Here is a 16,197-nt window from a genome sequence, read left to right on the forward strand (position 1 = left end):
AGCCTGACCAAAGCGGCGGGGCATTCCGGGCACGCGCTGTATCGACGGGTTTGCGCGTTCGTCAACCCTGGAACCCGACATGCGCCAAACCCTTTCTCGAAGAGGACCGTCCTTTGAAGGCGGCCCGCCGCAGCCACACTCCACCCACTCATCCCGTTTTCACCCCCGCATAAGCAGGCCGTTACGCGCCGCCGCGACCTTTGCCGCGAGCGGCGCGCTGGCGCTGCTCGGCGGCTGCAGCTCCGTGCTGATGGACCCGAAAGGCGACATCGGCGTGCAGGAAAAGAACCTGATCCTGATCGCCCTCGGCTTGATGCTGCTGGTGGTGATTCCCGTGATCGCGCTCACGCTGTGGTTTGCGTGGCGCTACCGCGCGTCCAACACGGGCGCGACCTACGCGCCGAAGTGGTCGCATTCGACCGCGATCGAAGTGGTCGTGTGGTCGATTCCCTGTGTGATCGTGCTTACGCTCGGCGTGCTGATCTGGCGCACGACGCACTCGCTCGATCCGTACAAGCCGATCGAATCGCAGACCAAGCCGATCCGCGTCGACGTCGTCGCGCTCAACTGGAAGTGGCTCTTCATCTATCCCGACTACGGTGTCGCGTCCGTGAACCAGCTGGCGATTCCGGTGGACACGCCCGTGTCGTTCCGTCTGACCGCCGAGTCGCTGATGAACTCGTTCTTCATTCCGCAACTGGGCAGCCAGGTCTATGCGATGTCGGGCATGGAAACGAAGCTGCATCTGATCGCGAACGAACCCGGCGTCTACGCGGGCCGTTCGGCGGCCTTCAGCGGACCGGGCTTCTCCGACATGCACTTCGACACGCTCGCCACCAGCCGCGCCGATTTCGACGCGTGGATCGCCCGCGCCCAGGCCTCGCCCGCGATGCTGAGCCGCGGCGCGTACGAGCGCCTCGCGATCCCCGGCGAAAAGACGCCCGTGACGCTCTATTCGAACGTCGCGCCGGGTCTGTTCGAAGGCGTCGTCGACAAATACATGCGCGACGTTCACGGCAACCCGATTTGCGGCACCGGCGCGAACGTGCCGGCGCTCACCCTCGAACGCAGCGGCGCGCGCGCGCCCGCCATCCTGGCAGCGGAGTAATCACACATGTTCGGAAAACTCACGCTCGATGCCGTACCCTGGCACGAGCCGATCATCATGGGCACCGGCGCCGTCGTGGCGCTCGGCGGCCTGCTCCTGCTCGCCGCGATCACGCTCGCGGGGAAGTGGGGCTATCTGTGGCGCGAGTGGATCACCTCGGTCGATCACAAGCGCATCGGCGTCATGTACATCATTCTCGCGATCGTGATGCTGCTGCGCGGTTTCGCCGACGCGATCATGATGCGCGCGCAACAGGCGCTCGCATACGGCGACGCGGCCGGCTATCTGCCGCCGCATCACTACGACCAGATCTTCACGGCGCACGGCGTCATCATGATCTTCTTCGTGGCCACGCCGCTGATTCTCGGACTGATGAACGTGGTCGTGCCGCTGCAGATCGGCGCGCGCGACGTCGCGTATCCGTTCGTGAATTCGCTGTCGTTCTGGCTCTCGGTCGTAGGCGCGATTCTCGTGATGGTCTCGATGTTCGTCGGTGACTTCGCGGCGACGGGCTGGGTAGCGTATCCGCCGCTCTCCGAGCTTGGCTACAGTCCGACGGTGGGGATGGACTACTACATCTGGTCGTTGCAGGTGTCGGGTCTGGGCACGACGCTCTCGGGCATCAACTTCATCGTGACGATCCTGCGCATGCGTGCGCCGGGCATGAAGCTCATGATGATGCCGGTGTTCGTGTGGACCGCGCTCATCACCAACATCCTGATCGTCGCGGTGTTTCCGGTGCTCACCGGCACGCTCGCGCTGCTCACGATGGACCGCTATCTCGACATGCACTTCTTCACGAACGAGCTTGGCGGCAACGCGATGATGTACATCAACCTGATCTGGGTGTGGGGCCATCCCGAGGTGTACATCCTGATCCTGCCCGCGTTCGGTGCGTATTCGGAAATCATCGCGACGTTCTCGGGCAAGCCGCTGTTCGGCTACAAGTCGATGGTGTACGCGACGTCCTCGATCGGCATTCTCTCGTTCTTCGTGTGGCTGCATCACTTCTTCACGATGGGCTCGGGCGCGAACGTGAACGCGTTCTTCGGCATCATGACCACGGTGATCTCGATCCCGACCGGCGTGAAGCTGTTCAACTGGCTGTTTACGATGTATCGCGGCCGCATCCGCTATCACAGCGCCACGCTCTGGACCATCGGCTTCATGGTGACGTTCGCCGTCGGCGGCATGACGGGCGTGCTGCTGGCCGTGCCGGGCGCGGACTTCGTGCTGCACAACTCGCTGTTCCTCGTCGCGCACTTTCATAACGTGATCATCGGCGGCGTGGTGTTCGGCTGCCTCGCGGGCATCAGCTTCTGGTTCCCGAAGGTGTTCGGCTTCACGCTCAACGAGTTCTGGGGCAAGGTCTCGTTCTGGTGCTGGCTGATCGGTTACTGGCTCGCGTTCACGCCGCTCTACATCCTCGGCTTCGAAGGCATGACGCGCCGCATGAACCACTACGAAGTGGCCTCGTGGCATCCGTGGCTCGTGGTGGCGCTGGTTGGCGCGGTGTTCGTCGGCCTCGGCATTCTCGCGCTGGTCGTGCAGATCTACGTGAGCATTCGCGACCGCGACCTGAACCGCGACGTCACCGGCGATCCGTGGGACGGCCGCAGCCTCGAATGGTCGACGTCGTCGCCCGCGCCGTTCTACAACTTCGCCGTGATGCCGAAGATCACCTCGATGGAACAGCACTGGGACAACAAGGAAGCGGGCACCGCGTACAAGCAGGCCGAGCATTACGAAGACATCCACATGCCGCGCAATACGGGCGCGGGCTTCATCATCGCCGCGTTCAGCCTGCTGTTCGGCTTCGCCGCGGTGTGGCACATGTGGCCGTTCGCGGCGGCCGGGCTGATCGGCATGATCGTGACGTTCATCGTGCGCAGCTATGACCAGGACGTCGATTACTGGGTGCCGGCGGCGGAAGTCGCGCGCATCGAAAACGCGCGCTTCGCGCAGCTCGCGGAACTGGACATCAAGGAGGCTGCGTAAGTCATGGCGCACGCTGCAACTACACCTCACGCTCAGGGACATGAGCACGGGCACGATCACGGCCACAGCGACAACACCAAGACGACGCTGGGTTTCTGGATCTACCTGATGAGCGACTGCCTCATCTTCGCAACGCTGTTCGCCACCTTCGGCGTGCTGGCGAACGCGACGGCAGGCGGACCGGGCGCGAAGGAACTGTTCGAACTGCCGTACGTGCTCGGCGAAACGCTGCTGCTGCTCGCGAGCAGCGTGACGTTCGGCATGGCGATGCTCAACCTGCACGCAGGCAAGCGCGCGCAGGTGATCGTGTGGCTCGCGATTACGTTCGCGTTCGGCGCGGGCTTCGTCGGCATGGAAGTGAACGAGTTCGCGAAGCTCGTCGCCGATGGCGCGGGTCCGCATACGAGCGCGTATCTCTCGGCGTATTTCACGCTGGTCGGCACGCACGGTCTGCACGTGACGGCGGGTCTGCTGTGGATCGCGATCATGATGCATCAGACCTTCAAGTTCGGTCTGACCGATACGATCCAGCGCCGTCTCGCGTGCCTGAGCCTCTTTTGGCACTTTCTCGATCTCGTGTGGATCTGCGTGTTTACCTTTGTCTATCTGCGAGGTGTGCTGTGAGCCATTCTCATGTTAATCATGCAGTCCCGCAGAGCGGACACGGCGACGGGCACGGCAGCTTCAAGGGCTACATGATGGGCACGGTGCTGTCGCTCGTGCTCACGCTCGCTTCGTTCGGCGTGGTGATGTTTCATCTCGTGCCGCCCGCGATGGGACTCGTGGCGATCGTCGTGCTGTGCGTCGCGCAACTGGTCGTGCAGCTCGGCTACTTCCTGCATATTGGATCGTCGCGCAGCCAGCGCGCCAACACCGGCATTTTCATCTGCACGGCGTTTCTGATTGCGGTGATCGTCGGGCTGTCGCTGTGGGTCATGCACAACGCCAACGTCAACATGATGCCGACGCATATCAGCGTCGATCGGGCGATGGCGCACGACTGACGCGCTGCCGTTCGTCGAGTGTGAAAAGCCCCGCGCGGTGTTGGCCGCGCGGGGCTTTTTTGTGTTGACAGGCGTGGCGCGGTGGTACTGGCCCTTGCAGCGAGCGCTAGCTGACCGAGCCGATGCTCGACTGCTGATAATTCTCGATGCCGATCTTGTCGATCAGTCCGATCTGGGTTTCGAGCCAGTCGATATGATCTTCGGTGTCGTCGAGAATCTCGACGAAAATTTCCCTCGACACGAAGTCGCGAACAGACTCGCAATAGACGATGGCTTCCTTACATTGCGCCTGCGCGATCCGTTCGAGCTTGAGGTCGCATTCGAGCGCCTCGCGCGTGCTCTCGCCAACCAGCAACTTGCCGAGATCCTGCAGATTGGGCAGACCGTCGAGCATGAAGATGCGCTCGATCAGTTTGTCCGCGTGCTTCATCTCCTCGATCGATTCATCATACTCATGCTTGCCGAGGGCGGTGAGCCCCCAGTGTTTGTAGAGCCGTGCGTGCAGGAAATACTGATTGATGGCCGTCAGCTCGTTCTTGAGTTCGGCATTCAGATATTCGATAACCTTGGGGTCGGCTTGCATGACGCTCTCCTGACGGACCAGTGGACGCTCGTGCGCATAGGACGAGGATAGACAGTCAGCGCGACGAGTGCGCGAACGACGGCATTAACAAGACGTATTCGCAATCATCATGGCGCGCAACCGGCGAGGGGGCGTTGCGCGGGCAACACGCGAGCCGAACTGGCCCCGATCATGCGCCGCTTGCGTGCGGGTCGTCGCTAACCATGCCGGTTTCGCGCAACTGCCGGAGGCGCGCGTAGACGGTCGTGCGCGAGATGCGCAATTGTCTTGCCACGGCGGCCACATTGCCGTTGTGATCGCGCATCGCTTGCTGTACCGCGCCGAGCGTATGTTCTTCGAGACTCGCGCCGGTTTTCGCCGTGTCCTGCGCGCCGACGGGTGGCGCGATATCCGAATGATCGCCCGTGAGTCCGGCCCCCGCACGCCGCGCCGTGCTGCGATTGAGCGGCGCGCGCGCGTACTGCATCCACACATGGCTACCGTCCGCGCGTGCAATGCGCTGCGGGCCGCGCTGGGGTTTCAGCAGACGCCCGAGCAGCGCGGGCGGCGCATCGTCGAACAGATCCTGCAACGACCGAAGCGCCAGCGGCGCGCCATGCGGCAGGCCGAGAATACGCCGCGCCATCCGGCTCGCCGCGCGCAGATCACCGTTTTCCTCGACCGCCAGCACGCCCGCGAGCGGCGTCGCGAGCCAGCGCGGATCGTGCTGCACGCGCAGCAAGTGGCAGCCGCGCAGCGTCGCGAATAAACGCTGTTCAGCGGCGAGTGCGGCCAGCCGGAACTGCTCCTTCACCTGCGCGAGATCGCGCTGGCCGGTGCCGGTGAGATCGAGCGCGCCGATCACTTCGCCATGCAGCCCGAACAGCGGCACCGCGAGACACGACACGCGTTCGAACTGGTCGAGATAATGCTGGCCGTTTGCGACCGTCACTTCGATGCCTTCGTGCAGCACGCAGCTCGGCGCCGTCGTGCCGATATGCGATTCGAGAATGCGCCGCCCGGCGATGATCGGCAGGATCAGGTCGTCGTCGCAGGCGGGACTGCGGCGCGCGTGCACCACGGTGCCGTGTGGATTCACGCAGAAGATGGTCCAGTCGTCGCCGCCGAAAGCGTCCCAGAGCTGCTCGATTTCGTCGACGATGCAGCTGTAGAGCCGCCGGTCTTCGTGCGATTCGCGCACGCTGCGCGTGCCCTTGAGCAGCTCGTATTCGGGCGCCTGCCACGGCAGCACGCCCGCATCGCGCGAACGCGCCCAGGAGCGCGCCACCGATTCGGGCAGCAGGTTCGGCATGAGCGCGGCGGGCAGTTGCCCGCCGTCGCCGAAACGCTCGCGGGCCGAATGCAACTGCGCGAGCGCGCTGGCCTGGACGGTTTCCGTCGCGGACTTGCGATTCATGCGGGCTCCCGTCGTGGCATGGGGTCGAGCGGCAAAAGAGGGGGAAACGAAAGGACAGTCGGCGGGACAGTCGGCGCGGCACGTGAGGTGAACATTGAGGGCGCCATGCCGTCCGTCCTGGCCGTTGCCGCGCACGCGGAGCGGCAACGGCGCGCTGATGCGAGGATACCGCAGCGGGCGCGGGCGCGGGCACGGCGCCGCGCCCGCCATCACCCGCTGCGGCAACGTATCGAAACGTCAGGCGTGCGTGAAGCGCAGGATCGGCTTGAGCGTGACGCCGCGCTTGCTGTCCTCGGCGGCTTCGTTGATCTGCTCGACCGGATAGAACTTCACGAGCTTGTCGAACGGAAAACGCCCTTGCCGATACAGCTCGACGAGTTGCGGAATGAAGCGTTGCGGCACGCTGTCGCCTTCCACGATGCCGCGAATCGTGCGGCCGTTCAGTAGCAGACTGTTGATGTCGAACTCCGCCTTGGTGCCGAGCGGCGGCGCGCCGACCACGCCGATCGCGCCCAGCGTGCCGAGCGATTCGATCGCACCCGACAGCACCTGCGCGATGCCCGTCGATTCGAGCGCGAAGTTCACGCCGCCGCCGGTGATCGCGCGGATCGTCTCGACCACGTCGCCTTCGCGGCTGTCGATCGTGTGCGTCGCGCCCAGCTCCTTCGCCAGTTCGAGCCGCGAGGGCACGATGTCGATGGCGATGATGGTGGTCGCGCCCGCCACGCGCGCGGCCATCACCGCCGAGAGGCCGACCGCGCCCGCGCCGAAACTCGCGAAACTGCTGCCCGGCGTGACCTTGAGCGAGTTGATGACGGCGCCCGCGCCGGTCTGGATACCGCAGCCGAGCGGCCCGAGCAGTTCGAGCGGCGCGTCTTTCGACACCTTGATCGCGTTGTTTTCGCGGGCCAGCGCGTGGCTCGCGAACGACGACTGCGCGAAGAAGTGATCGTGCAGCGGACGGCCTTCTTCGTCCTCGATGGCGGTGTGGCCCTCGAGATCGGCGCCGCCGAAGTTCAGGCCGAAGAACTGGCTGCAATACGCGCCGTGACCGCCCGCGCAGGGCTGGCAATGGCCGCACGCGCCATAGGTCAGCACGACGTGATCGCCGGGCTGGAGGTTCTTCACGGCGGGGCCGACCGCTTCGACCACGCCCGCGCCTTCGTGGCCGAGCACGGCGGGCAGCGGCACCGGGTAATACTGGTCGCGCACGATCAGGTCGGTGTGGCACAGGCCGGTGGCCACCACGCGCACCAGCACTTCGTCGTCTTTCGGGCCGCGCAGGCGCGCTTTCTGGATTGTGAACGGCTCGCCCTTGCCGCGCGCGACGGCGGCCGTGACGGTGCGGCCCGTGTTGGCCGATATCGTAGTCATAGCGTGTCTCCTTGTGTCGATGGTGGCGGATCTCAGATCGGGTAGAGCGGTGCTTCGCCCTTGACCGTGAGCCATTGCCACTGCGTAAATTCTTCCCAGTTCGCCGGGCCGCCGATGCTCGTGCCGTTGCCCGAAGCGCCGACGCCGCCGAACGGATTGATCACCTCGTCGTTGACGGTCTGATCGTTGATGTGCAGCAGGCCCGTGCGCAGCCGCTCGCCCATGAGCAGCGCGCGGCCCACGTTCGCCGTGACCACGGCCATCGACAATCCGTACTCCGTATCGTTGGCGAGCGCGATGGCTTCGTCGTCGGTGTCGAAGGGCACGACCACGGCCACCGGTCCGAAGATTTCCTCGTTGAACGCCGGGTTTTGCGCGGTTACGCCGCTCAGCACGGTCGGCTCGAAAAACAGGTCGCGGAAGCCGCCGCCCGTTTCGATGCGCGCGCCCGCGTCCTTCGCGGCCGCCAGCACGCGTGCGACGTGATCGCGCTGCGCGGCGTTGATGATCGGGCCAAGCGCGACGTTCTCGGTGGCCGGGTCGCCAACCGTGAGGCCTTTCGCCTTCGCGACCAGTTTTTCCACGAAACGATCGTAAATCTTGCGCTGTACGAGCACGCGGCCCGTTGCCATGCAGATCTGTCCCTGATGCAGATACGCGCCCCAGGCCGTATTGGCGACGGCGAGATCGAGGTCGGCGTCGTCGAGCACGATCAGCGAATTCTTGCCGCCCAGTTCGAGCGAGACCTTCTTCAGATGCCGGCCGGCCGCTTCCCCGACCTTGCGGCCGGCGCCCGTCGAGCCCGTGAACTGGATCATCGCGATGTGCCGATCGCTCGTGAGCGCCGCGCCCGCCGCGCCGTCGCCGGGCAGCACGTGCAGCACGCCCGCGGGCAGGCCCGCGAGTTCGAACAGACGCGCGATCGCGAAGCCGCCGCAGACCGAAGTGCGCGGATCGGGCTTGAGCACGACGGCGTTGCCGAGCGCGAGCGCGGGCGCGACCGCGCGCATCGCCAGATAGAGCGGGAAGTTGAACGGCGAGATCACGCCCACGACGCCCAGCGGGCGGCGGCGCGCGAGCGAAAGGCGGCCGGGCACCGAGGGCAGCACCTCGCCCGCGGAACGCGAGGGCAGCGCGCTCGCCTCGTGCAGCGCTTTTACGGTCGCCTGGGTTTCGAAGCCGGCCTTGCCGCGTGTCGAGCCGCTTTCGCGCACGATCCAGCCGGCGATTTCGTCGAATGCGTCTTCGGCGAGGCGCGCGGCGCGGCGCAGGACGGCGGCGCGCTCGTCGTAGGGCAGCGCGGCCCACGCCTGCTGCGCGTCGAATGCAGCCTTCGACGACGCGGCGACGAACTCGGCGTCGGCCATGCCGATGCTCGCGAGCCGCTTGCCCGTGGCGGGTTCGAGCACATCGGCGCTCGACGTGCCGTCGCGCCAGGCGCCGGTGAAGACGCGGCCGTGCCAGACGTCGCTATCGAGAAGACGGGAGGAAGGGGTGACGCTCATGCTGACTCCTTGGAAACGGTACGGCGATGTCGATGGCACACGCCATCGACGCAACGTTGCGAGGTTAGGGAATCGGGGTCAGCGTCACAATCGGGAATTGTTCGCGTCCTGAAAGTCCGCGTCGCAGCGGGGCTGTGCGCGGTAAAGCGTTCAGTAACTGAACAGCTCGCGGAGGGAACGGGGGGCGGCAGGCACGGCGCGTGCGATAACGAAGACGTCGCGACGCACCGTCGCTTTTACGTGGAGATGCACCATGAACAAGGACCAGGTGAAGGGCACGGCAGAAAAGCTGAAGGGCAAGGTCAACGAAGCAGTGGGCCGCGCCACCGACAACCCGCAGCGTGAATTGAAGGGCGATATGCAGCAGGCAGCAGGCCAGGCGCGCAAGAATGTGGGCGACCTGAAGGAAGCCGCGAAGGATGTGACCAAGCGTCACCACTAAACGCGGCCGCGCCACGACAACCCTCGCCGCCGCGTCGCGCGGCGGCCTCTTTATCCGCGACGGCGCCGGTTTCGGCGTCGTCGCTTTGTTTTTGTTGCGGCCGCTTCACCGTGCAATTAGCGCTTTCTCGGTGCGAGTCAGCCGGTGCCCAGCACCCGGGCGAGACGGCGCATCCCTTCGAATACCGCATCGGCGACATCGACTGGAAACTCGCGCGGCAACTGCGCGCCCACTTCGTCGATGACGCGTTCCGTCTGCGCCACAACCGTCGCCATCATCTCTTCGACCTGATCGATTGTAAATCCCACACGTTGACCTTGCGCGATCCAGTGACGCGGCAAGATCTGCGCGATGCGGTAATGCGCGTTGCGTCCGCGCACGGCCATCGCCAGGCTCGCGCGTTGCGCGGCGAGCTGATTGCGTCCGCGCCCGATGATCGGATGCGCCGAGAGCACGTCGTACAGCGGCGTGGCCGCGTAACGGCTGCCAGGCAGATGCGCGATGCTGAAATTCTTGGCGTGGCCGTCGGTGGCGGCGAGCAGCCAGAAGATCATCTGCGCGAGAAAGAAGTGGCGACGATCGTCCGCCGCACGCACCGAACCGCCCAGCACCGCCATCACGGCGTCGATGCCGGGGCCGCCGTCGGCTTCGTATTTGAGCAGGCCCGGCGTGCCGGTGGCCTGGCAGAGATCCTCTTGCGGCAGACGGACGATCCAGCGGCCGTCGCGTGACAGGCGGCGGTCGAAACGCTCGACCACGAGCGCCTTCACGTCTTCGAATTCGGCGATCTCGCACGGCGCGATCGGCAGGCCGAACGCGGCGACGATGCGCGCGCAGAGCCATTCGTTCTCGACCGAGGTGCGCATATCGGCGCGCATGTTGCCGACGAGGCCGAGCGGCAGTTTGAGGATGTGCGTGGTTGGCGTGCTGCCCGTGGGCAACAGCCACTCGCCGCCATGCCACAGCAGCGCGGTTTTCTCCTGCGCACCGGCGATCGACAGACGCAGGTCGTCGACGGCGTCGTGCTCGGCGGCGCGCGGCGTGGCCGTGGTGTCGCGCAGCAGTTGCGCGATGGCGTGTTCGTCGAGCGGGCGTCCTTCGATGTGCTCCAGATCGACCGGCGCTTCGCCGGCGGGCAGCAGTTGCAATGCGCCCACGCAATCGCGTCCGAGTACGGCCAGCAGTTCGAACGGCGTGGTGCCGCCCGTGCGGTAACGCGTGGCGATACGGCGGCGGATGCGTTCGCTGTCGGGCAGCAGATTGTCGAAGTAATCGGTGACGATTTCGCCGCGCAAGGGCTGGTTGCCCGGCGTAAACGGCAGCGAAAGCGACAGCGGACGGCCTTGCTCGTCCTCGAGCCAGCTTTCGGCGTAAGCAAGACGCTCAACGCCGCGCACGATTTCCCAATGACCGACGGGCAGGCCGTTCATCCAGAGATCGAGGCGGTTGGTCTGGCGTGGACGCGCCATTACCAGTCCTCCCGCTTGCGGGGCGATAGAGCGGCTTGCGTTTTACGCGGTGCGGGTTGCTTACGGGCCGTTTTCACGGCCTTTGCTGCTTGTGGCGCTTTCGTTGTTTTCGTCGCTGTTTTCGCGGCTGTCGTTTTTTTCGTGCCGCGCGTGTTTGCCGGGGCGGAAGGGCGTTGTGTCGGCGCAGCGGCTTTGGGCTTTGCCTTCGGCGTTTTAGCGGGCGTGGTGCTTTTCTTCGCGGCGGCGGCACGCGGCGCGGCCGCGAGATCGGCTTCCGTGGACAGCAGGCGCATGTCGACGCTCAGCAGCCGCAAGACGCGAAACAGCCGTTCGACGCTGGCCGCGGCGGGATTGGCTTCGAAGGCGGCATAGCTTTGCTGCGAGATGCCGAGCCGCTGCGCAAGCTTTTCCTGGGTGAGTCCGCTTTTTTTGCGGAAGCCCAGCAGCAGCGGGCGCAGCTGGCTGACAGTCTTGAGCGGATAGTCCACGCGAAGCTCCGGAAACGATGACGCGGCGGGTGACATATCCACAGTCTATAAGCTGTAAATGCAAAATACAATCTAAAGGCTGTAAATGCAAAATACAGCCTATAGACTGTAAGTCCGGACTGTACGTCCCGCGCGTCAGCAGCCGGCCGGCACGAAGAAATAGCGGGTGAGGTGGAAGAAGATCGGCGCGGCGAAGCAGATGGAATCGACGCGATCGAGCATGCCGCCGTGGCCGGCGATCATCACGCCCCAGTCCTTCGCGCCCATCGAGCGCTTGACGGCGGAAAGCACGAGGCCGCCGACGAAGCCGCCGATCACCGTGACAGCCGACATCAGCGCGGCCTGCCAGAGATTGAACGGCGTGAGGCCGTGGAGCAGGGTGCCGAGCCCGATGGCGAGCGCGCCGCCGCCAATCAGGCCCTCCCACGTTTTCGACGGGCTCACGAGCGGCGAAAGCTTGTGCTTGCCCCACAGCTTGCCGCAGACGTACTGGAACACATCGCTCGACTGCACGACCAGCAGGAAGAACAGCAGCAGCGGACCGTTATTGCTGAAATAGTGCGGCAAGGGCAGCAACAGCAATGCGGGTGCATAGCTCAGCGAATACACGCAGACCATCAGCGCCCATTGGATCTTCGCGTTGCGCTCGAGAAACTCGGCCGTATCCTGCGCAAAGGCCGCCGCGGCCGCGAGCACGAAGAACATGTACACCGGCATGAAGATCGCGAACAGGCCGTACCAGTGCAACGCCACCAGCAGAAACTGAACCGGCAGCGCAACGTAGTAAGCGAGCACGAGCGACCAGTAATCGGCGGGCTTGGTCGGCGTGAGCGTGATGAATTCGCGCAGCGCGAAGAACGAACAGATGAAGAACAGAAACAGCGTGGCGTAAGGGCCGAGCCAGAGCGCGGCCGTGACCACGGCAATCATGACCCACCACGCCGAAATACGCTGGTTCATGTTGACGATGGTCGCGTTGCCCGCGCCCAGTCTGACGCGCAGCACGGCGCCCGCGACGGTGAACACGCAGAGCAGGGCGAGAACGCCGACGATCGTGATCCAGAAAACGTGCGGCATCGCTTATCCCCGTACCGATTCTTGAAGGTGGATGACGGCGTCGCGCGCCGTGGCCAGGAAGGTGTCCTTGTCGAGCGATGCCGCGCCGGGCACGGCGTCGCCGAACGAAACATGGCAGTTGATTGGCACCGGCAGCAGCTTGCCCTTGGGCATGGCGCGCACGAGATCGGACAGATGCACGGGCACGAGTTGCACGTCAGGAAAATCGCGCGACAGCCAGTAGAGGCCGCTTTTGAAGGGCCCGATTTCGCCCGTCGCGCTGCGCGTACCTTCCGGAAAGATGATGATCGACCAGCCCGCGGCCAGCGCGTCGCGCACGGCCTGCAACGGATCTTCGCCCGCCGCGCCCTGGCGCGTCACGTAAACCACGCCGAGCACGCGATTGGCGATGAAACGGCGCGTGGGCGTGGCGTCCCAGTAGTCGCGCGCGGCTGCCGGTCGCACGCTCGCACGCAGGTCCGGCGGCAGCGCGGCGAGAATCGCGAGCGTATCGACGTGGCTCGAATGATTCGCGAAATAGATGGTCTGGCGCGCGTCGGGCGGCGTGCTCGCATAGCGTCCGCGCGCGCCCACCACGAGCCGCACGACGCCGAGCAGCCAGCGCTGCATCACGTTACGCATGATGATTTTCCTCCGTGGTCTGCTGGGCATGCAGATCCTGAACGAGCGCGCGCGTGCGCGTCACGCAGGTCAGCGCGCTGCCGGCCGCGATGACGACGAGCGCGATGAACAGGCCAACGTGATGGCGCTGCAGCCAGGTTTCGACGATCGTCGCGACGCAGGCGAGCGTGAGCACGGCCATGCGATGCTGCTTGGCCATCGGCCCGATGAAACGCTGCGGCACGCCCACGGAGCCGCCGAACACGCGCACATAAGCCGTGAGCGCCGCGAACAGCGCGGCCGCCCAGCCCAGCCACGGCATGCCGGCGGCCATGCCCGCGGCGACCAGCAACAGGCTGTCGGCGACGCGGTCCGGAAATTCGTTGAAGATCGGCCCGACGATCGATTTTTTACCGCCTTCGACGGCGACCAGACCATCGACGACATTGCACAGCAGCCGCAACTGGATGCAGACGATCGCCACGACCATGGCGACGATGCTCTCGGGATTGAGCAGCGCGAGCGCGCCGATGAACGCGAACACGGCGCTTGCACACGAGATCTGGTTGGGCGTCACGCGCGTGCCCGCGAGAAATGAGGAAAGCGCGACGATTGCCGCGTTGGAGCGCGATTTGATCGGGCGTCGATTGTCGTCCATGAGGCGTCGTGTTCAATGTTGGAGTGAGACCGGCGCGTTATACCGAGGCCAGTCGGATCATGGTGCGCTATTGAGCGCAAGTTTGCGCGTGGGCAGGATCGATGGCAGAAATCCCCCGCGCAGGCACATTATAAAAATGCGCTAATTTGCATTATGTTAAATATAATCAAAACTGTGTGATGCGTCGGGTCTGTCATCGTCGTTCCGTGGGATCGCACCAGCGATGCTTCGCATGCCGAAGAATCGATCGATGCTCCGGCATGCAGATACGGCGTGCGTGAGTCGCGCCGTCAATGCTCGTTGTTCGCGCGCGCCGTCGAGGGACACGCGGGATCTTTGCCCCAATGACCGTCGCAAACGCGCCAGCGGCACAACTGATCCTCGAAGAATCCGCGTTCGCCGCATGCCTTGACCTGCTGCGCGAGCGACGCGTTGCCGGGCGTGGCCGACTTGCCGGCGCGCGCACTGGCCTCGTGCTTCGGATCGGCGGGCTTGGTGCGCGCGACGAGCACGGCGAGCAGATCGGCGTCCGAGTCGTCCTTTTTCGCCGTGTCGTGATGCGTGGACTTCTTCGATTGCGCGACGCTCGTCTTGCTTTCCTGACGATGCGTATTTGCAGTTTGATGCTTCGCGTCGGCGCTTTCGTGTTTCGATTTCGCGGCGCCCTTTTCCGGCGCGACCTTCGACGGCGCCACCGCAGCGACCGCAGGCGCGTTCGCCGGCCCGTCGTGCGCGCCATCGGACAGCGCGTGCGACAGACGGTCGGCGTCGTTCTCCGGCGCTGACGTCGCGCTGTTCGCTGCGGCCTTGGCGCTATCGTCGTCGGCGACGATCGTGGCGGCTTGCGAGGCCGAGGCCGCTTCCGGCGCGGCTTGCGTACTCGTCACGGCATGTGGCGCGCTGGCCGCCGATGCGGTCGTTGAAGCGGTCGCCGTAGCGCTTGCAGGCGTTCCAGCCGTTGTGGACGCACTCGATGCCGCAGACGGCGTACGTGTCATCAGATGCCAGGCGCCAAACGCGCCGGCGCCGACCACGAGCAGCGCGACGAGCGCGATCGCTTTGGAGGATCGCTGCGGCTTGCCCGCAGGCGAAGCAGGCGGCACGACGCGCCCTTCGAGGTTCGCAAGGATGCGCGAGCCGTTGGGCGCGCCATTGGCGGAAGGCGCGCCGGCCGGCTTGCCGGGACCGTCGGCCAGCAGGCTGGGTGGAGCTTTAGGGCGGGAGTTGTCCGGCACACTCATTAGAGTCTCATTCGAATCGTGCACATTGAATCAGGCCATTTTCGACGTAATAATACGTGTCGGCCCGACTTCGGGCAGGCCTGATTCTAAAATCAAGCATTACAAAAAACAATTGCCTCAGCTCTCGGGGTCGCTTTTGGTTGCCATTGCACTCGTCGCCTATTTCGCCATTGCCGTTTTGATCGCGGCTTTACTGCTGTTGCCAGCGGTAAGAGCCGCTGTTTTCGGTGGCGTATTCAATTTGCATAATTCGATTGCAAAGCGTGCTTCAGCACGTGCAATGCAAGCGCGAAGTCATGTCGGTAAATCGGCAAAAAATTCTATATCGGCTATTTCAAGTCTGCAAAATTTGCTGATTAAGCGGCGCTTGCTGATTTTGGCGACGACAGGTATTCTTGCGACGCCGCCGCTGATCGCAATTGCGCTTCGTGGCCACCAGTTATTCCAATACGATGACACGCTTCGGGCGCCCGATGAAAAAATCTCGGCGCTGCTCAATGGCGAGCAGCTTGTTCCGCCGCCGCCCTTGCCGCCAGAAGTGTTCGCCACACGGGAGGTCGAGCAGATTCGGCCCGCTCTGGTCGACGCGAGCCGCGACTGGAATCTGCTCGATGCGGATTTCCGTACGCGTCTTTTGCTCGTCTATAAAATCATGCACGAGCAATACGGTTACGACATGGCTTTGCTGGAAGGTTATCGGAGTCCCGATCGGCAAGACCGTCTGGCGAAACTGGGTGGCAGCGTGACCAATGCTGCAGCGTTTCAAAGCTATCACCAATACGGTCTCGCAGCAGATAACGCGTTTTTGCGCGACGGCAAGCTCGTCATTTCAGAAAAAGATCCCTGGGCCATGCGCGGCTATCAGCTATATGGACAGGTTGCCGAGCAAGTCGGTCTGACGTGGGGCGGCCGATGGAAAATGATGGACCTCGGGCACGTCGAATATCACAAGCCCGGTTTTGTGCTTGGGCGCAAGCCGCCCGGCGCGAAATGACGCAATTGTGTAACCGAATGCGGATACACATAGACGCATATATGCATATTGGGCCGATGCAGGACGCAATGCGGACAATAAAGAGGATGTTATGGGGCGTTCTTTCAATATCTTGCGCCGCGCGCCGCATGGGCCGCGCCATTTCTTTTCCCATTTTTCGCCATCCCGCTTGCCATCCCGCTTGCCGACGCGGCGCCATGCCTGAGCGCCGCGTACGCGCGCGTGCATGCGCCCTGCCCGCGTGACGCCCGAGCACGCGT

16 protein-coding genes are annotated in these 16,197 nt (G+C 64.4%); 6 read left to right on the forward strand and 10 right to left on the reverse strand.

Features of this window, described 5'->3' with window-relative positions; translation table 11 throughout:
• Positions 1-79 precede the first annotated feature (79 nt).
• Genes cyoA through cyoD form a run of 4 tightly spaced genes read left to right on the forward strand, consistent with a single transcriptional unit; the run spans position 80 to position 4,110 of the window.
• Positions 80-1,108, forward strand: a complete 1,029-nt coding sequence (cyoA, locus tag G5S35_RS15900; RefSeq protein WP_080180443.1) for a ubiquinol oxidase subunit II — start codon at positions 80-82, stop codon at positions 1,106-1,108.
• A gap of 6 nt (positions 1,109-1,114) precedes the next feature.
• On the forward strand, positions 1,115-3,106 hold the full coding sequence (gene cyoB, locus G5S35_RS15905; protein WP_065065745.1) for a cytochrome o ubiquinol oxidase subunit I: 1,992 nt from the start codon (positions 1,115-1,117) through the stop codon (positions 3,104-3,106).
• 3 nt (positions 3,107-3,109) lie between these two features.
• Positions 3,110-3,730: a cytochrome o ubiquinol oxidase subunit III gene (cyoC, locus tag G5S35_RS15910; RefSeq protein ID WP_065065746.1), complete on the forward strand. Its 621-nt coding sequence runs from the start codon at positions 3,110-3,112 to the stop codon at positions 3,728-3,730.
• Positions 3,727-4,110 carry a cytochrome o ubiquinol oxidase subunit IV gene (cyoD, locus tag G5S35_RS15915; RefSeq protein ID WP_260400439.1) on the forward strand — a complete coding sequence of 128 codons (384 nt, stop codon included), beginning with the start codon at positions 3,727-3,729 and terminating at the stop codon, positions 4,108-4,110. The genes cyoC and cyoD overlap by 4 nt, the downstream gene beginning before the upstream one ends.
• 106 nt (positions 4,111-4,216) lie before the next feature.
• On the opposite strand, the gene bfr is transcribed toward cyoD, so the two are convergent.
• The 4 genes from bfr to G5S35_RS15935 form a co-directional block, all read right to left on the reverse strand.
• The gene (gene bfr / locus G5S35_RS15920) at positions 4,217-4,693 is read right to left on the reverse strand and encodes a bacterioferritin (RefSeq protein WP_065065748.1); all 477 of its coding nucleotides are present in this window, start codon (positions 4,691-4,693) and stop codon (positions 4,217-4,219) included.
• Positions 4,694-4,862: 169 nt separating this feature from the next.
• Positions 4,863-6,089, reverse strand: a complete 1,227-nt coding sequence (locus G5S35_RS15925) for a helix-turn-helix domain-containing protein (RefSeq protein ID WP_237181420.1) — start codon at positions 6,087-6,089, stop codon at positions 4,863-4,865.
• Between the two features lie 237 nt (positions 6,090-6,326).
• Positions 6,327-7,463, reverse strand: coding sequence for an NAD(P)-dependent alcohol dehydrogenase (locus tag G5S35_RS15930; protein WP_110328175.1), 1,137 nt, complete (start codon positions 7,461-7,463; stop codon positions 6,327-6,329).
• Positions 7,464-7,495: 32 nt separating this feature from the next.
• Positions 7,496-8,968 carry a benzaldehyde dehydrogenase gene (locus tag G5S35_RS15935; RefSeq protein ID WP_183039195.1) on the reverse strand — a complete coding sequence of 491 codons (1,473 nt, stop codon included), beginning with the start codon at positions 8,966-8,968 and terminating at the stop codon, positions 7,496-7,498.
• Between the two features lie 253 nt (positions 8,969-9,221).
• Between G5S35_RS15935 and G5S35_RS15940 the strand changes: the two genes are divergently transcribed.
• Positions 9,222-9,410: a CsbD family protein gene (locus G5S35_RS15940; protein ID WP_065065752.1), complete on the forward strand. Its 189-nt coding sequence runs from the start codon at positions 9,222-9,224 to the stop codon at positions 9,408-9,410.
• A 137-nt stretch (positions 9,411-9,547) separates the two neighbouring features.
• Here the strand turns inward: G5S35_RS15940 and G5S35_RS15945 are convergent, their stop codons facing one another.
• From G5S35_RS15945 to G5S35_RS15970, 6 genes are all read right to left on the reverse strand, one after another.
• Positions 9,548-10,879 (reverse strand): type II toxin-antitoxin system HipA family toxin, encoded by a 1,332-nt coding sequence (locus G5S35_RS15945; RefSeq protein ID WP_065065753.1) that lies wholly within the window; start codon positions 10,877-10,879, stop codon positions 9,548-9,550.
• Positions 10,879-11,367: a helix-turn-helix domain-containing protein gene (locus G5S35_RS15950; protein WP_065065764.1), complete on the reverse strand. Its 489-nt coding sequence runs from the start codon at positions 11,365-11,367 to the stop codon at positions 10,879-10,881. Before G5S35_RS15950 ends, G5S35_RS15945 begins: the two co-directional genes overlap by 1 nt.
• A 135-nt stretch (positions 11,368-11,502) precedes the next feature.
• Positions 11,503-12,444, reverse strand: coding sequence for a phosphatidate cytidylyltransferase (locus G5S35_RS15955; RefSeq protein WP_065065754.1), 942 nt, complete (start codon positions 12,442-12,444; stop codon positions 11,503-11,505).
• A gap of 3 nt (positions 12,445-12,447) precedes the next feature.
• The gene (locus G5S35_RS15960) at positions 12,448-13,071 is read right to left on the reverse strand and encodes a lysophospholipid acyltransferase family protein (RefSeq protein ID WP_074985787.1); all 624 of its coding nucleotides are present in this window, start codon (positions 13,069-13,071) and stop codon (positions 12,448-12,450) included.
• A complete protein-coding gene (locus G5S35_RS15965) occupies positions 13,058-13,702 on the reverse strand; it encodes a CDP-alcohol phosphatidyltransferase family protein (RefSeq protein ID WP_183039196.1) in 645 nt (214 codons plus the stop codon). Before G5S35_RS15965 ends, G5S35_RS15960 begins: the two co-directional genes overlap by 14 nt.
• 290 nt (positions 13,703-13,992) lie before the next feature.
• On the reverse strand, positions 13,993-14,943 hold the full coding sequence (locus G5S35_RS15970; RefSeq protein WP_065065756.1) for a hypothetical protein: 951 nt from the start codon (positions 14,941-14,943) through the stop codon (positions 13,993-13,995).
• A gap of 136 nt (positions 14,944-15,079) precedes the next feature.
• Between G5S35_RS15970 and G5S35_RS15975 the strand changes: the two genes are divergently transcribed.
• Positions 15,080-15,937 (forward strand): M15 family metallopeptidase, encoded by an 858-nt coding sequence (locus tag G5S35_RS15975; protein ID WP_074985788.1) that lies wholly within the window; start codon positions 15,080-15,082, stop codon positions 15,935-15,937.
• Positions 15,938-16,197 lie beyond the last annotated feature (260 nt).

The sequence above is a fragment of the Paraburkholderia tropica genome (genome assembly GCF_014171495.1).
Lineage (GTDB): Bacteria > Pseudomonadota > Gammaproteobacteria > Burkholderiales > Burkholderiaceae > Paraburkholderia > Paraburkholderia tropica.